Below are 14,202 nucleotides of genomic sequence, written 5' to 3'. Positions count from 1 at the left end.
CGCCACGTCAGCTCCAGAGATGGTCGCGATAGGCCTGGAAGCAGCGCGCGCCGCACTTGAGCCGGATCAGCGCGCCTTCCGCCATCGCGGTGGCACGAGCCGGAGCCTCCTCCACCGCAGGGCGGATCGCCTCGCGGTTCCAGTCCTCGCTATGCTTGATGTCGAGCACCGCATGCAGCGTGAAATAGCGCGCTTCCTTGGGGCTCAGCCCGACGCGCTTCAGCCCTTCGGCAACCAGTGTCGCGCGGCCCGGCGCAGTCAGCTCGATCACACCGAGCGCGCCCACCGAATGCCAGGCATAGCGCCGGTTGGTCGCCATCGCGGTCATCGCATTGGCCAGGCACAAGCTCTCCCACACCGTGTTCTCGATCACCGGCTCGACCGCCAGCGTCTCGACCAGCGCGTCAAGCATCGGGCCGTGCATGCCCTTTTCGGTGCCGTGCCCCATCTCGTCCCAATAGTTGCGGGCGAGCTCCAGCTTGGGGCGCACCGGCAGCTTGACCTGGGTCATCGCGACGAGATCGTCGAACCCCGCTTCGCCCGCGGCCTCCTGCTCGAAGAACCATCGCAGCTGGTCCCGGTCGGCCTGTTCGGCCAGCCAGGGGAAGAGCGGATCGCCCTGGCCCGGCCCGCCCACCTTCAGGCTTTCGAACCAGCCGATAAAGCCTTCGACGTCGGTCGGTGCCGCGGCGGCCTCCTCGGCCACCTCGCTGCGCAGTTCCTCGAGGAACGCGCCTTCGAGCCGCTGCATCTTCACGTCACGCTCGAAAGTCTTCTGCCAGTCGTCATCGGGAAAACCAGGCTCGAGCCGTTCCCGGTTCCAGTGCGCGAGCCCGCGCTGGAAACTGTGCTTCAGAAATTGCGAGCCGGGGTCGTTCGCGAAATCGCGGGCGCGGGTTGCCATGTCGATTGTCTCTCCTGCTTGCTCGTCTGAACCGGCGAGCATTTGGGAGAGTTCCGGCAACTAACTTGGATCAAAGGCTTTTCGGCCCAGCTCCGGCTAATCCATCGCCTCGTCGAGATGCCGCAGGTCCTTGCCCCGCGTCTCGCGTCCGAACCAGCCCACCAGGATCAGCGCCGCGAGCATGGGCACCATGATCGCGCCCGCCACCACGCCGATCGACGGCACCAGCTTGGCGATGAACAGCGCCTGCGCGATCACGCCGCCGGCCTTGGTGCAGGCCGCCACCCAGCCGGTCGCCCGGCCGCGGACGCGCAAGGGAAAGCTCTCGGCGGTATAGGGCAGCAGGATCGCGATGATGCCGTTGATGCCGATGATCAGCAGCGCCACCGGCAGCACCGGGCTGCCGCCACCGAACAATTCCATCCGCAACACGCCCGCCAGCCCCAGCAGCGTCACCGCGATCGAGGCGCCCAGCGCCCATTTGGTGCTCCACAGGCTGTAGAGCAGCGCTCCCACGAAGATCGTCGGGAAGGCGATCAGCGCGCTCTCGGCAAGCAGCCGGCTCGCCACTTCCATCGAATAGCCTTCATTGACGAAATGGTTGGGCAGCCACAGCAGCAGGCCGAAATTGATCAGGCCCCAGGTGATGCCGGTCAGCGAGAGCGCGGTGAGCTTGCCATAGAGGTGCATGCCCTTCAGCGCGCCGTGCCCGGGCTGGGCCGCGGCGGTGGCGGGCGGCGCGTCCACCTTGCGGACCACTGCGCCGAACTTGCGCATCACCGCCTGCGCTTCCACCACCCGGCCGCGTGCCAGCAGGAACTTGGCGCTTTCGGGGATCAGCGCCCCGAGCAGCACCAGCGTCAGCCCGGTCGGCAGGTTGAGCAGCCAGAGGATGCGCCAGCTATATTCGGGCACCAGCAGCGTCGATGCCCCGCTCGCGGCGAAATAGCCGCCGCCGGCGCCCAGCCCGCCGACCAGCACCAAGCTCCAGCCGCGATGCCGGTTGGGCATCATCTCGGCGAGCAGCGCATAGGTGACCGGCAGCATGCCCCCTGCCGCCGCGCCCATCATGAAGCACATGCCGATATTCCAGGCGAGGCTCGGCATCGCCCCGCAGATCGACGTGCCGACGAACATCACCGCGGAAAGCAGGATCGTCGCCTTGCGGCCATAGATGTCGGCGAGCACGCCCCACACCACCGATCCGGTAACGGTGCCGATCAGCGCGAAGAAGGGGACCAGGCTCACCGTCTCCTTGGGCACCATATATTCGCCGACCATGCCCGGCACGGTGAAGCCGAGCGAGGCCGGCTTCATCGTGTCGATGATCAGCGCGATCACCAGCACCACCATCAGCCCCCAATGCGCCGGCCCGAGGGGCGCGTCCTCCGGCGCGGCCACCTCGATTGCCGCGCCCGCCGCGCGCTGTTCCGCGACGTTGCGGGGAAGCAGGCCATAGGCGGCGACCAGGCAGCCGCCGATGATCAGTCCCATCCCGGCGACCATGTCCCAGCCCATCGGCATGCCGGCGAGCATGAAGTGCATGTCGCGGCCCATCAGGAACATCGGGATGTGCAGCAGCACGCCGAGGGTGACCGCCACGCAGCCCAGCGCGAAGGCCCAGAGCGCCCGACGATCCGAAAGACTTGCCTGCACCGCGCGCCCCTTCCTCTTCCCGTGCCGCAAATCTGGCACGAAGCACGGGTCGGGGAAAGCGGCTGGCAAGCGGCATCAAGCCATGCTCTAACCCGCACCCATGATCGCCCAGTTCCGTACCGGCCTCGCCGCGCTCGCCGCCCTGTCGTTCACCCCCATTGCGCCGGCCCTGGCGCAGACGAGTCCGGAGCCGACCGCGGCCTCGGCCGATCCGATGATCGGCACCGGTGGCGAAGGGCATACGTTTCCGGGCGCCGTCGCGCCCTTCGGCATGATCCAGCTGAGCCCGGATACCGACACGACCTGCCAGATCCGCAAATGCTACGATCATGCCGCCGGCTATCGCTTCGAGGACCCGACCATCCAGGGCTTCTCGATGACCCATTTCTCGGGTGCCGGCCATTCGGACCTGGGCGACTTCCTGATCCAGCCGGTCTCGGGCGACAAGGTCGGGCTGGAGCCCGGCGACTATCGCTCGCCCTTCGACCACGCGACGGAGCAGGCGGTGCCCGGCTATTATGCGGTGACCCTGGCCAAGCCCGGCGTCCTCGCCGAGATGACCGCGGGCACGCGGGTGGGCGTCCAGCGCTATACCTTCCCGGCCGGCAAGCCCGCGCATCTGCTGCTCGACTTGCGCAGCTCGCTCTACAACTATCCCGGCAAGATTCTCTGGTCGTCGATCCGCATTCGCCCGGACGGCACCATCACCGGTGCGCGTGAGACCCGCGGCTGGGCACCCGCCCGCAAGCTGTTCTTCGCGATCCGCCCCTCGCACCAGATCACCGGCCACGCCTTCCTCAACCGCGAGGAGAAGGTGGAGTACAAGGGCTTCCAGGGCCCGAGCCGCGGTGCCGACGATGCCCAGCAGCTCGCCGGGCGCGAGCTGGTCGCACGGCTCGACTTCGGCCAGATCGACGGCCCGCTCGAACTGAAGGTCGCGATTTCGGCGGTCGACGAGGACGGCGCGATCGCCAATCTTGACAGCGAACCCGGCAATTTCGACGCGGTCCGTGCCGCGACCGGCAGGGCCTGGGAACAGGCGCTCGGCGCGGTCGAGCTAGAAGGCCCGGCGCCGATGAAGAAGATGGTCGCCACCGCGCTCTATCACAGCCTGATCGCGCCCAGCGTCTTCTCCGACGCCGATGGCCGCTGGCGGGGCCCCGATGATCAGGTCCACGCAGCGAAAGGCTTTACCTTCCACTCTACCTTTTCGCTGTGGGATACCTTCCGCGCCGAGCATCCTCTGCTTCTGCTCACCCAGAGCGAGAAGAAGAATGCCGACTTCGTCAATTCGCTGATCGCCAGCCAGCAGGTCAGCCCGTTCGGCATCCTGCCGGTCTGGCAGTTCCATGGCCGCGAGACCTGGACGATGATCGGCTATCATGCCGTGCCGGTGATCGCAGACGCGTACATGAAGGGCATCCGCGGCTTCGACCCCAATGCCGCGCTCGACGCGATGGTGAAGAGCGCCACCTATGGCCCTTACGGCGGCCTCGACCAGTATATGAAGCTCGGCTACGTGCCGATCGACAAGGAGCCGGAAGCCGCCTCCAAGACGGTCGAATATGCCTATGACGACTGGACCATCGCCCGCATGGCCGGCGCGATGGGCAAGGCCGATGTCGCCGCCACCTTCGACAAGCGCGCCGGCAACTGGCGCAACAGCTTCGACACGCAGACCGGCTTCCTGCGCGCCCGCAAGACCGACGGGACCTACCGCACGCCCTTCGATCCCACCGCGATCAATTACGGCTCGGACTATACCGAGGGCAATGCCTGGCAATATTCCTGGTTCGTGCCCCAGGATCAGGCCGGCATGTTCAAGCTGCTCGGCGGTGACGCCGCGGCGGTGAAGAAGCTCGATGCGATGTTCGACTTCGACAACTCGAAGATCGACTACAGCCATGCCGAGGACATTGCCGGGCTGATCGGCCAGTATATCCATGGCAACGAGCCGAGCCACCACGTCGCCTATCTCTACAGCTATGCCGGCCAGCCCTGGCGCACCCAGGAGCGGCTGAAGCAGATCGTCGACAGCCAGTACAAGCCGACGCCCGACGGCCTGTCGGGCAATGACGATCTCGGCCAGATGTCGGCCTGGTTCGTGTTCACCGCGCTCGGCTTCTATCCGGTCGCGCCGGGCTCGAACGAATATGTCATCGGCCGGCCGTTCCTCGACCGCGCGACGCTCAACCTGCCCAACGGCAAGCGCTTCGCGATCGTCGCCGAGGGGCTGTCGGACGCCAACAAATATGTCGGCAAGGTCACGCTCAACGGCAAGCCGCTGGCGCGCGGCTATCTGAAGCATGACGAGATCGTCGCCGGCGGCGAGCTGCGCTTCACGATGAGCGCGAAGCCCAACAAGAGCTGGGCGACGGGCAAGGCGGCGCGGCCTTATTCGATGAGCACAGCCCGCTAGGCGCCGCGGCGCACCGCATCGATGAACGCCCGCACCGCCGGCGCCATATGGCGCTGCTGCGGGTAGCAGAGATAATGGCCGGGGAACGGCGCCGACCAGCGTTCGAGCATCGGCACCAGCCGGCCCGCCGCGATATGCGCGCGCACCTTGGGCTCGATCGCGAAGGCGATGCCGGCGCCCTGCAGCGCCGCTTCCAGGCAGGCCTGCTTGTCGTCGAGGATCAGCGGCCCGTCGACCGCGACCTGGAACCAGCCATCCTCCCAGAACTCCCAGTGATAGGGCGCGGCATTGCCCGGCCAGCGCCAGCGGATGCAGCGGTGGCGCAGCAGGTCGCGGGGATGCTCGGGCACGCCGTGCGCAGCGACATAGTCCGGCGTCGCGACGGCGAGCTGGCGCATCTCCGCGCCCAGCGCCACCGCGACCATGTCGCGCTCGACCAGCTCGCCGATGCGGATCGCCACGTCATAGCCGCCTGCGACGATGTCGATCACCGTGTCGTCCAACGAGATGTCGAGCACCACATCGGGATAGTCCCGCCCGAACCGGGCGAGGATCGGCAGCACGTGCAGCTCGCCGGCGAAGCGCGAGGCGTGGACGCGCACCCGCCCCGCAATCCCCTCGCGCCCGGCGCGGGCCTGCAGCATCGCCTCGCCCAGCTCGGCCAGCGCCGGCCCGGTGCGGGCGAGCAGCGCCGCTCCCGCCTCGGTGAGCGAGACGCTGCGCGTGGTGCGGTTGAGCAGCCGCGTGCCCAGCCGCTCCTCCAGCCCTCGCACCAGCTGGCTCAGCGCCGAGGGCGACACCCCCATCGACCCGGCAGCACGGCTGAAGCTGAGCGCTTGTGCGACCGCGACGAAGCCGCGCAGCTGCTGATAGTCGGCGGAGAGCAACGTCGTATCCATCCCGACTGTTTAGCAGGACTTACAAGTCCATGGCAAAACCCGGCCATTATCCTGGCGACTGCCAGCGCCCATCTCCCGCCGCGAAGGAGATTGCATCATGAAGACCTGGTTCATCACCGGCATTTCGCGCGGGCTTGGCCTCGCGCTGGCACAGGCGGCGCTGGCGCGCGGCGACACCGTCATCGGCACCGTGCGCGGCGCGGCACCCGAGCTGGAGCGGGGCAGCGGCACGCTGCACGTGCTGCAGCTCGACATGACCGATCCGGCGGCGATCGCCCCCACGGTCGAGCAGGCCTTCGCGCTGGCCGGGCGGATCGACGTCCTCGTCAACAATGCCGGATACGGCCTGCTCGGCGCGATCGAGCAGGCGAGCGACGCCGATGTCGCGCGGCTGTTCGAAGTCGACCTGTTCGGCCCCTTCCGCCTGATCCGCGCCGCCCTGCCCCGGCTGCGTGCACAGGGCAGCGGCCATATCGTCAACGTCACTTCGATCGCCGGCCGTGCCCCGGGCGCCGGCTCGGGCCTTTATGCCTCGGCCAAATATGCGCTCGAAGGCCTCTCGGCCGCGCTCGCGCAGGAGATCGCCCCGCTCGGCATCCATGTCACCGCAGTGGCGCCGGGCGCGTTCCGCACCGACTTCCTGTCGAATCGCTCGATCCGCAAGAGCGGCGCCGACGAAAGCTATGCCGCGGTCGGCCGTTCCTCGGCGGCGTTCGATGCGATGGCCGGCAAGCAGCTCGGCGATCCCGCCCGCGCCGCCGCCGCGATCCTCGAACTGACCGATTCGCCCAACCCTCCGGTCCACCTGCTGCTCGGCAGCGACGCGCTGCGCCGGGCCCGCGAGAAGCTCGACACGGTGATCGACGAGATCGATCGCTGGGAACCGCTCACCCTCGGCACCGACTTCGCGGACTAACAGACCCTAGGCCGCGCCGATCGTTCCGCGCAGGAAGCCGCCGACGCGGCGCGCCCATTCTTCGTCATGGAAATTGCTGACCTTGCCATGGTCGAGCCCCGGCACCAGCCACAGCGCCTTGCGGTTCGGCGCGGCTGCGAACAGCGCCCGGGTCTCGGCCGGCGGGGTGTAGCGATCCTCAGCCCCGCCGATCACGAACACCGGCGCGCGGAAATCGCGGATCGCCGTGACCGGCGCGATCCGCGCCGGCCACACGCCATAGCGCGGCAGCGACTGGAAGCTGAGCAAGGGCTCGCCGATCGTCCCGCCGACGCTGCCCAGCATCGCCGCCATCCGGTTGTAGATCGCATGGCGGATGTCGGGGAACACCGCGACCAGCACCAGCGCATCGGCAGGCACCGCGCCGTCGCGCCCCACCAGCGCCGCCGCCCCGCCCAGCGAGACGCCGATCACGCCGATCTTCGCCTGGTGCTGCCGCGCCTTCAGCCAGTCGAAGGCGGCGCGCGCGTCGAGTCCCTCGTCCAGGCCATAGCTATGGTCGGTGATCGCCGATTCGCCATGCCCGCGCAGGTCGATGGCGAGCGCGGCATAGCCCTGCGCCACCAGCGCCTCTGCCATCGGCACGGTCTGGTCGCGCGAGGCGCCGACGCCGTGGAGCAGCAGCACCGCCGGCGCATCGGGCCGGCGCCCGGGCCACCAGGTCCCGGCGATCGCGACGCCGTCGCGCGCCTTGAGCCGCACCGCCTGCGCGGGCGGCGGCACCGGATCGACCGCGGAGGCATGGCCGGCCGCAGCCATCGAGCCGAAGCGCCAGCTGGCGCCAAGCACAAGGGCCAGCAGCAGCAGGGCCGCCGCAATCGCCAGCCTGGTGCCCCGCCCCCGCAAGGCCCTAGCCGTCGCCGACGCGCTCGATATCGGCGCCCACCGCCTGGAGCTTCTCCTCGAGCCGCTCGTAACCGCGGTCGAGATGATAGACGCGGTTGACCTGGGTCTCGCCCTCGGCGGCGAGGCCCGCGAGGATCAGGCTCATCGAGGCGCGCAGGTCGGTCGCCATCACCTGGGCACCGACCAGCCTGGTCGGCCCGTGCACCACGGCGGTGCGCCCGCGCACGTCGATATGCGCGCCCATGCGGGTCAGCTCGGGCACGTGCATGTAGCGGTTCTCGAAGATCGTCTCGGTGAACACGCTGGCGCCCTCGGCGACCAGCTGCATCGCCATGAACTGCGCCTGCATGTCGGTGGCGAAGCCCGGGAAGGGCGCAGTCGACAGGGTCAGCGGCTTGAGCGGGCCATTGGCGGCGACGCGGATGCCGGTCTTGGTCTCCTCGACCGTCACGCCGGCCTGGACGAGTGCGTCGAGGGTGGCGCGCATGTCGCCCGCCGCCGCACCGACCAGCTCGATGTCGCCGCCGGTGATCGCGGCGGCGCAGGCATAGCTGCCCGCCTCGATCCGGTCAGGCATCACCGCATAGGTCGCGCCGTGCAGGCGATCGACGCCTTCGATCTCCAGCCGCTCGGTGCCGATGCCGCCGATCCGGGCGCCCATCGCGACGAGCAGGTTGCAGAGATCCACGATCTCGGGCTCGCGCGCCGCATTGTCGAGCACGGTGGTACCCTTGCAGGTCACCGCCGCCATCAGCGCATTCTCGGTCGCGCCGACCGAGACCACCGGGAAGCTGAACCGCCCGCCGGGCAGACGGCCGCCCGGCGCCGTCGCCTTCACATAGCCGGCGGCCAGCTCGATCTCGGCGCCCATCGCCTCCAGCGCCTTCAGGTGCAGGTCGATCGGGCGGTTGCCGATCGCGCAACCGCCGGGCAGCGACACGGTCGCCTCGCCGGCGCGGCCGAGCAGCGGGCCAAGCACCAGGATCGATGCGCGCATCTTGCGGACGATGTCATAGGGCGCGACCGTCGAGGTTAGCTTGCCCGCGCGCACCGTCATCACCCGGCCGAAATCGGTCGGCCGCGTGCCTTCGATCGCTGTCGAGGCGCCAAGCTCGTTGAGCAGGTGGCCGAAGCTGTCGACGTCCGCCAGGCGAGGCAGATTCCGCAGCGTCAGCGGCTCGTCGGTGAGCAGCGCGCAGGGCATCAGGGTGAGCGCGGCGTTCTTCGCGCCGGAGACGGGAATCTTGCCGGAGAGGCGATTGCCGCCACGAATGAGAATACGGTCCATGCCGGGCTTCTAATCCCTGCCGCGCCGCACGCAAGGCCGAGCGTTTTTTGCGCCATTGATCGATTTTAATGCATTGATTCAATTGCACTGCTTTGCATCGCCGCTGGGGGGAAGCCATCGCGTGTCCGGCAGTTGCTTTGCGGAGAAGCTGAGCGAGTTGATCGATCTGACAGAGGTCGAGCAAAAAGCGCTCGAAAAATTGGAGGAACGCCAGCGGCAGGTGCGCCGCGGGGCGGTGCTTCAGCGCGAAAATGAAGGCGGCGGCGAGCTCTACATCCTGCGCAAGGGCCTGATGATGAGCTATGTGCTGCTCGACGATGGCAGCCGGCAGATCCTGCGCTTCCTTTTCCCCGGCGACATGCTCGGCGTTTCCAGCGCAGTCTATCAGGAAGCGCCCGAGACGCTGGCGGCACTCTCCGACTGCGTCGTCTCGCCCTTCGATCGCGGCGCGCTCGCCGAGCTGATGCGCGAGCATCCCCGGCTGGCGGCGATGGTGCTGGTCCATTCACAGATCGAGCGGGTGGCGCTCACCGACCGGCTCGCCGCGCTCGGCCGCACCAGCGCCAAGGCACGCGTCGCGGCGCTGCTGCTCGAGCTGCGCAACCGCCTGCGCGCGACCGACAAGAGCCTGGCCAATGTCTTCTCGCTGGGGCTGACGCAGGAGGAAGTGGGCGACGCGACCGGCCTGACCGCCGTCCACGTCAACCGCATGCTGCGCCAGCTGGAGGAGGAGCATCTGATCGCGCGCGAAGGCGGCCGGGTGACACTGCTCGACGAGCGCGCGCTCGCCCGCGCGGCCAATTACGTGAACCGCTACGAAGGGCTCGACCTCGGCTGGCTCCCCAAGGGGCGCTGAGCGGCTTCCGGCGATTTCGAGAAAAAGGGTGGGCCGGACGTCTGCGGTGACAAGCTCGCGCCGTCCGGCCCTTTGTTCCCGCCAAAACCCCCCGGTTCCCAGGAACTGCGGTCCTTCTACCGATTCGCGGCCCGGCTGTGTCGCCCGGAAAAACGCCTATGGTGTAAGTCCTTAGGCAGGGGCGTAACGACAGCTTGCGTGAATGGGAGCGCGCGGTCACGCTGGTCCGGCAGGGGGATGCGCGATGCAGTGGCCAAGGGACATTCCGTCCGATCCGGCGCGCCGGCGCTACCACCAGCTCGACTCGTCCTTCCGGCACAATCCGAGCGATTACGACCTGCTCAACCCGCTCGAAGTCTATCCGGTCACGACCACGCTGGTCGGCGATGTCGTTCCGATCACCGCGGGACCGCGCAAATATGTCGCCTGGGGATCCCGCACCGAGAGCAGCTAAGGCCTGCCCGCGCTGCAGGCCAGGCCCCGGGTGATCGTCGCCGATCGCAACAAGCCGCTCGACATCTATGGCTTGCATACCCGCCGGCTGGTTTACAGCCGGGCCCGTGAGCTGCTCCGCGCAATCGATCCTGAGGGTTTCGACTTCGCCGAATGCGATACCGTCACCCGGGGAGGGCGCCCGATCGAACCCTATTGGCTGATGGACGTCGCCAGGCTCGCCCCCGGGTTCGACAAGTCGCGATCGGTGTTCGACATCCGGCACGGCGAGGACGGAATTACCGGAGAGAAATATTCCCGGATCGGCGACCTCTACGACATCCACATGGCGCCCGACCTGCCCGCCGACCACCATGTCTTCCTGCTGCCCGAGCACAGCCTCCACATGGTGTTCGATGAAGTGCTGGCCGATGCGTGGCGCGCCCATGGCTTTCTCGGCGCGTCTTTCCAGCCGATGCAGCCGCCCACGCCGCGCGAGCGGACGGCGGAAGCCTAGGCAGCATCGACCTTCATCTATCCTCCCCCGCCAGGGGGAGGTGGCGCGCGTAGCGCGACGGAGGGGGAGGTCAGCAAACCGCTAATTGGTCGCCTACCGCCCCCTCCGTCAGCCTGTGGCTGACACCTCCCCCTGGCGGGGAAGGATAATATCCCAACAAGCCGTCGCTGAATGTCGATATGGCCTAGGCCGGGGTCACGCCTTCTCCAGCGTGCACTGCAGCGGGTGCTGGTTCTGCCGGGCGAAGTCGATCACCTGGCTCACCTTGGTCTCGGCGACTTCATAGCTGAACACGCCGCACACGCCCACGCCGCGCTGGTGGACATGCAGCATCACCCGCGTCGCCTCTTCCATGTCCATGCGGAAGAAGCGCTGCAGGCACAGCACGACGAACTCCATCGGGGTGTAGTCGTCGTTGAGCATGAGCACGCGGTAGGGCGTCGGCTTCTTGGTCCGCGTGCGGGTGCGCGTGGCAAGGCCGATCGAGGGGTTGTTCCCCCGATCGTCGTCATTGCCGTCTTCGGCCATGCGGATCTGAAATTTCACGGGATTTGTCACGGTGCGGAAAATATGGGTTCGCGTCCGCTAGGGCAAGGCCGCGGCGAACGCGTAGACCCCGATTGGGATTGGATAAAAGGAAAGGCGGCCCTTCCCGGAGGAAGGACCGCCCTGATTCCTGACTTCCGGCTGGCCGGAAGCGCCCGCTTACGCCGCGGTCTTCACCTTCTCGGCGGCGACGGCAACGCGGTTCGACAGCGGCTGGGCCGCGTCGCTGGCGAGCTTGATCAGCGCCTCGGTGTTCTTCGAAGCCTCGGCGACGTACGAGTCGAACGCGCCGCGGAAATAGTCGCTCTGCAGGCGGAAGAAATCGGCCGGCGACTTGACGGTGGCGAGGTTCTTCAGCGCGGCGGTCGCGCTCTCGAACGACTTGCGGCCATATTCGGCAGCGTCCTGGCCCAGACCCTCGAAGCCCTTGGCGGCGATGCGGCCCGACTCGACCAGCGCCTCGACATTGCCCTTGGCGAAGTCATTGGCTTCCTCGACCAGCTTGGTCGACTTCTCGACGGCGGCCTTGGTACGCTCGTTCCACTCGCCGAACAGGGCCTGGGCCTTGGCGGTGGCGTTCTCGACGGTGCTGTTGTCGAAGGTAGTTGCCATTTTCACGGTTTCCTTGACTGCCGGCGCGGCGAGCGTCTCTTCGACGGCTTCCACGGCGGTGGGTGCGGTTTCCGCGGCAGCCTCGATGACGGGCTCGACCACGGCTTCAACGGTTTCGGTCACTTCCTGCGGTGCTGCCTCGAGAACCGGGACCGGCTCGGCGAAGGGCACCTGGACAATCGTCTCGGCGGCTTCGACCGGCGCGGGCTTCTCAGCCTCGGGCACAGCAACTTTCCCTGGCGCGGCCTTGGCGCGCGCCGCAGGCTTCTGAACGACGGGCTTTGCCGCGCCGGACTTCGGTCCCTTGGTGGCCATGATGTGCCTTCCCTAAAGCTATTGCTGCGATGCAGCATGTAGGGACTTCTGCGCGGCAATGCAAGCACTTTTGTGCAGTGCACAAAAATACCCAAGCCCTTCAATTTAGATGATAAATCAGCGCGCCCGCACGTAGCTCCCTGGGGCATCCTCGATCGCCTCGAGCTTGCCCTTGCCGGGTATCCGCGCGCCCTTGACCGGAACCTTCGCGGCATCGAGCGCATCGAGCCAGCCGATCCAATCGGGCCACCAACTCCCCTTAGTCTCTTTCGCTCCCGCGAAAAACTCGGTGAGCGTCTCAACCTTGTCCGAATTGGTCCAATACTGGTATTTTTGCGCCGAAGGTGGATTCACCACCCCGGCGATGTGCCCCGATCCGGCCAGCACGAACTTGAGCGGCCCCTGGAAATAATGGGTGATCTTCCAGACGCTCTGCGCCGGCGCGATATGGTCCTCGCGCCCGGCCTGGACATAGGTCGGCGTCCGCACCTTCGACAGGTCGAGCGGCGTCCCGCCGATCGCCAATGCGCCGGGCTGGACCAGCTTGTTGTCGCGGTACAGGTCGGTCAGGTAGCTCATGTGCCAGCTGGCCGGCAGGTTGGTCACGTCCGAGTTCCAGTGGAGCAGGTCGAACGGGGCATAGTCCTTGCCCATCAGGTAGTTGTTGGTGACGTAGTTCCAGATCAGGTCGCGCCCGCGCAGCAGGTTGAACGTCGCGGCCATGTAGCGCCCGTCGAGGAAGCCCTCCGTCCCCAGGCTGCGGATCATCGCCAGCTGGTCGTCGTCGACGAACATGCCCAGCTCGCCCGCTTCGGAGAAATCGACCTGCGCGGTGAAGAAGGTCGCGCTCGCCACCTTCTCCGCCTCGCCGCGCGCGTGCAGCACCGCCAGCGTCGCGGCGAGCGTGGTGCCGGCGACGCAATAGCCGATCGTGTGCACGCCCTCCACGCCGAGCAGCTCGCGCACCGTGTCGATCGCGTCGATCTGCCCGCGCTCGACGAAATCGTCCCACACCACGTCCTTCATCGACGCGTCGGCGGACTTCCACGACACGACGAACACGGTCAGCCCCTGCTCCACCGCCCAGCGGATGAAGCTCTTCTCGGGGTTGAGATCGAGGATGTAGAAGCGGTTGATCCAGGGCGGGAAGATCAGCAGCGGCGTCGCATAGACTTCCGGCGCGCCCTCGGCCGGCGCGTACTGGATCAGCTCGTAGAGCGGCGTGCGCTTGACCACCTTGCCCGGCGTCATCGCCAGGTTGCGGCCCAGCTCGTACGCCCCCTCCGCCGTCTGGGTCATCTGGCCCTTGGCGAGGTCGCCCATCATGTTGCTGAGGCCCTTGAGCAGGCTCTCGCCCTTGGTCTCGACGATCTTCTCGAGCACTTCGGGATTGGTCGCGGGGAAGTTGGTCGGGCTCACCGCGTCGAGGAAGCCCTTGGTCGCGAAGCGCACCTGGTCCTTCTGCTTCGGGTCCATCCCCTCCAGCGCATCGACGCCGCGCAGCATATGGTCGGCGATCACCAGATAGCTCTGGCGCAGGAAGTCGAACACCGGCTCCTCGCGCCATTGCGGCGCCTTGAAGCGCTTGTCGCGCGCCTGCTCGGGCGTCTCCGCGAAGGGCACGGCGTTCTGCGGATCGAGGAAGCGCTGCCACAGCTGCATCGTGTCCGACCAGAAATCGGTGGTCGCCTTCACCGCCACGCTCGGATCGAACAGCGCGCCGAATGGCTGTGCGGCCGGCATCTGCTCCATGAGATCGAAGCCATGCTCGAGCATCATCTGCTGCGCACGGCCCAGCACCCAGGTCCAGTGCTGCAGGTCCTTGAGATCGGGAATCGGCGGGGTGGTCGTCTCGGCCATGCTCATCCTCTTCAAGCACTGCTTTAGCGCAGCACAGGCAACTCGTCATTCCCGCAGACGCGAACATGGCGTAGGAAACCCGGACGGCACAGCGTCG

13 protein-coding genes are annotated in these 14,202 nt (G+C 67.4%); 5 read left to right on the top strand and 8 right to left on the bottom strand.

The genetic code is table 11. The features are described 5' to 3' along the window. Positions 1 to 7 precede the first annotated feature (7 nt). The gene (locus ACEN8G_RS21795; RefSeq protein WP_413414163.1) at positions 8 to 904 is read right to left on the bottom strand and encodes an iron-containing redox enzyme family protein; all 897 of its coding nucleotides are present in this window, start codon (positions 902 to 904) and stop codon (positions 8 to 10) included. Between the two features lie 96 nt (positions 905 to 1,000). Beyond that, positions 1,001 to 2,560, bottom strand: a complete 1,560-nt coding sequence (locus ACEN8G_RS21790) for an MFS transporter (RefSeq protein ID WP_413414162.1) — start codon at positions 2,558 to 2,560, stop codon at positions 1,001 to 1,003. Positions 2,561 to 2,660: 100 nt separating this feature from the next. Between ACEN8G_RS21790 and ACEN8G_RS21785 the strand changes: the two genes are divergently transcribed. Continuing rightward, positions 2,661 to 4,979 (top strand): GH92 family glycosyl hydrolase, encoded by a 2,319-nt coding sequence (locus ACEN8G_RS21785; RefSeq protein ID WP_413414161.1) that lies wholly within the window; start codon positions 2,661 to 2,663, stop codon positions 4,977 to 4,979. On the opposite strand, the gene ACEN8G_RS21780 is transcribed toward ACEN8G_RS21785, so the two are convergent. After that, entirely contained in the window at positions 4,976 to 5,878 is a 903-nt protein-coding gene (locus tag ACEN8G_RS21780; protein WP_413414160.1) for a LysR family transcriptional regulator, read from the bottom strand. The genes ACEN8G_RS21785 and ACEN8G_RS21780 overlap by 4 nt on opposite strands. A 97-nt stretch (positions 5,879 to 5,975) precedes the next feature. On the opposite strand from ACEN8G_RS21780, the gene ACEN8G_RS21775 reads away from it, so the two are divergent. Further along, positions 5,976 to 6,794 carry an oxidoreductase gene (locus tag ACEN8G_RS21775; protein ID WP_413414159.1) on the top strand — a complete coding sequence of 273 codons (819 nt, stop codon included), beginning with the start codon at positions 5,976 to 5,978 and terminating at the stop codon, positions 6,792 to 6,794. Between the two features lie 6 nt (positions 6,795 to 6,800). On the opposite strand, the gene ACEN8G_RS21770 is transcribed toward ACEN8G_RS21775, so the two are convergent. Together ACEN8G_RS21770 and murA are read right to left on the bottom strand one after the other, a co-directional pair. Then, positions 6,801 to 7,679 (bottom strand): alpha/beta hydrolase, encoded by an 879-nt coding sequence (locus ACEN8G_RS21770; protein WP_413414158.1) that lies wholly within the window; start codon positions 7,677 to 7,679, stop codon positions 6,801 to 6,803. 4 nt (positions 7,680 to 7,683) lie between these two features. Beyond that, positions 7,684 to 8,967: a UDP-N-acetylglucosamine 1-carboxyvinyltransferase gene (gene murA, locus ACEN8G_RS21765; protein ID WP_413414157.1), complete on the bottom strand. Its 1,284-nt coding sequence runs from the start codon at positions 8,965 to 8,967 to the stop codon at positions 7,684 to 7,686. Positions 8,968 to 9,115: 148 nt separating this feature from the next. Here murA and ACEN8G_RS21760 point away from each other — a divergent pair, with 148 nt between their 5' ends. The 3 genes from ACEN8G_RS21760 to ACEN8G_RS21750 all read left to right on the top strand — a co-directional run bounded on the left by ACEN8G_RS21760 (position 9,116) and on the right by ACEN8G_RS21750 (position 10,772). Beyond that, positions 9,116 to 9,823, top strand: coding sequence for a Crp/Fnr family transcriptional regulator (locus tag ACEN8G_RS21760; RefSeq protein WP_413414198.1), 708 nt, complete (start codon positions 9,116 to 9,118; stop codon positions 9,821 to 9,823). A gap of 244 nt (positions 9,824 to 10,067) precedes the next feature. Further along, a complete protein-coding gene (locus ACEN8G_RS21755) occupies positions 10,068 to 10,277 on the top strand; it encodes a hypothetical protein (RefSeq protein ID WP_413414156.1) in 210 nt (69 codons plus the stop codon). A 30-nt stretch (positions 10,278 to 10,307) separates the two neighbouring features. After that, positions 10,308 to 10,772 carry an imm11 family protein gene (locus ACEN8G_RS21750; RefSeq protein WP_413414155.1) on the top strand — a complete coding sequence of 155 codons (465 nt, stop codon included), beginning with the start codon at positions 10,308 to 10,310 and terminating at the stop codon, positions 10,770 to 10,772. Between the two features lie 195 nt (positions 10,773 to 10,967). Here ACEN8G_RS21750 and clpS read toward each other — a convergent pair whose 3' ends face one another. The 3 genes from clpS to ACEN8G_RS21735 form a co-directional block, all read right to left on the bottom strand. Further along, positions 10,968 to 11,300 (bottom strand): ATP-dependent Clp protease adapter ClpS, encoded by a 333-nt coding sequence (gene clpS, locus ACEN8G_RS21745; protein WP_184000090.1) that lies wholly within the window; start codon positions 11,298 to 11,300, stop codon positions 10,968 to 10,970. Positions 11,301 to 11,477: 177 nt separating this feature from the next. Continuing rightward, positions 11,478 to 12,245 (bottom strand): TIGR01841 family phasin, encoded by a 768-nt coding sequence (gene phaP / locus ACEN8G_RS21740; protein ID WP_413414154.1) that lies wholly within the window; start codon positions 12,243 to 12,245, stop codon positions 11,478 to 11,480. 117 nt (positions 12,246 to 12,362) lie between these two features. Then, complete coding sequence (locus ACEN8G_RS21735; protein WP_413414153.1) at positions 12,363 to 14,111, bottom strand: PHA/PHB synthase family protein; 1,749 nt, start codon at positions 14,109 to 14,111, stop codon at positions 12,363 to 12,365. Positions 14,112 to 14,202: the final 91 nt, after the last annotated feature.

The organism is Sphingomonas sp. Sphisp66, assembly GCF_047324325.1.
In the GTDB taxonomy this organism is placed as follows: domain Bacteria; phylum Pseudomonadota; class Alphaproteobacteria; order Sphingomonadales; family Sphingomonadaceae; genus Sphingomonas.
Note: the sequence above shows the minus strand (reverse complement) of the source record. Positions and strands in the feature narration are given on the sequence as shown.

Coding starts and splice junctions, on each gene's coding strand:
- ACEN8G_RS21795 (WP_413414163.1), bottom strand. CDS start 904: ATGGCAACCCGCGCCCGCGATTTCGCGAACGACCCCGGCTCGCAATTT.
- ACEN8G_RS21785 (WP_413414161.1), top strand. CDS start 2,661: ATGATCGCCCAGTTCCGTACCGGCCTCGCCGCGCTCGCCGCCCTGTCG.
- ACEN8G_RS21780 (WP_413414160.1), bottom strand. CDS start 5,878: ATGGATACGACGTTGCTCTCCGCCGACTATCAGCAGCTGCGCGGCTTC.
- ACEN8G_RS21775 (WP_413414159.1), top strand. CDS start 5,976: ATGAAGACCTGGTTCATCACCGGCATTTCGCGCGGGCTTGGCCTCGCG.
- murA (WP_413414157.1), bottom strand. CDS start 8,967: ATGGACCGTATTCTCATTCGTGGCGGCAATCGCCTCTCCGGCAAGATT.
- ACEN8G_RS21755 (WP_413414156.1), top strand. CDS start 10,068: ATGCAGTGGCCAAGGGACATTCCGTCCGATCCGGCGCGCCGGCGCTAC.
- clpS (WP_184000090.1), bottom strand. CDS start 11,300: ATGGCCGAAGACGGCAATGACGACGATCGGGGGAACAACCCCTCGATC.
- phaP (WP_413414154.1), bottom strand. CDS start 12,245: ATGGCCACCAAGGGACCGAAGTCCGGCGCGGCAAAGCCCGTCGTTCAG.
- ACEN8G_RS21735 (WP_413414153.1), bottom strand. CDS start 14,111: ATGAGCATGGCCGAGACGACCACCCCGCCGATTCCCGATCTCAAGGAC.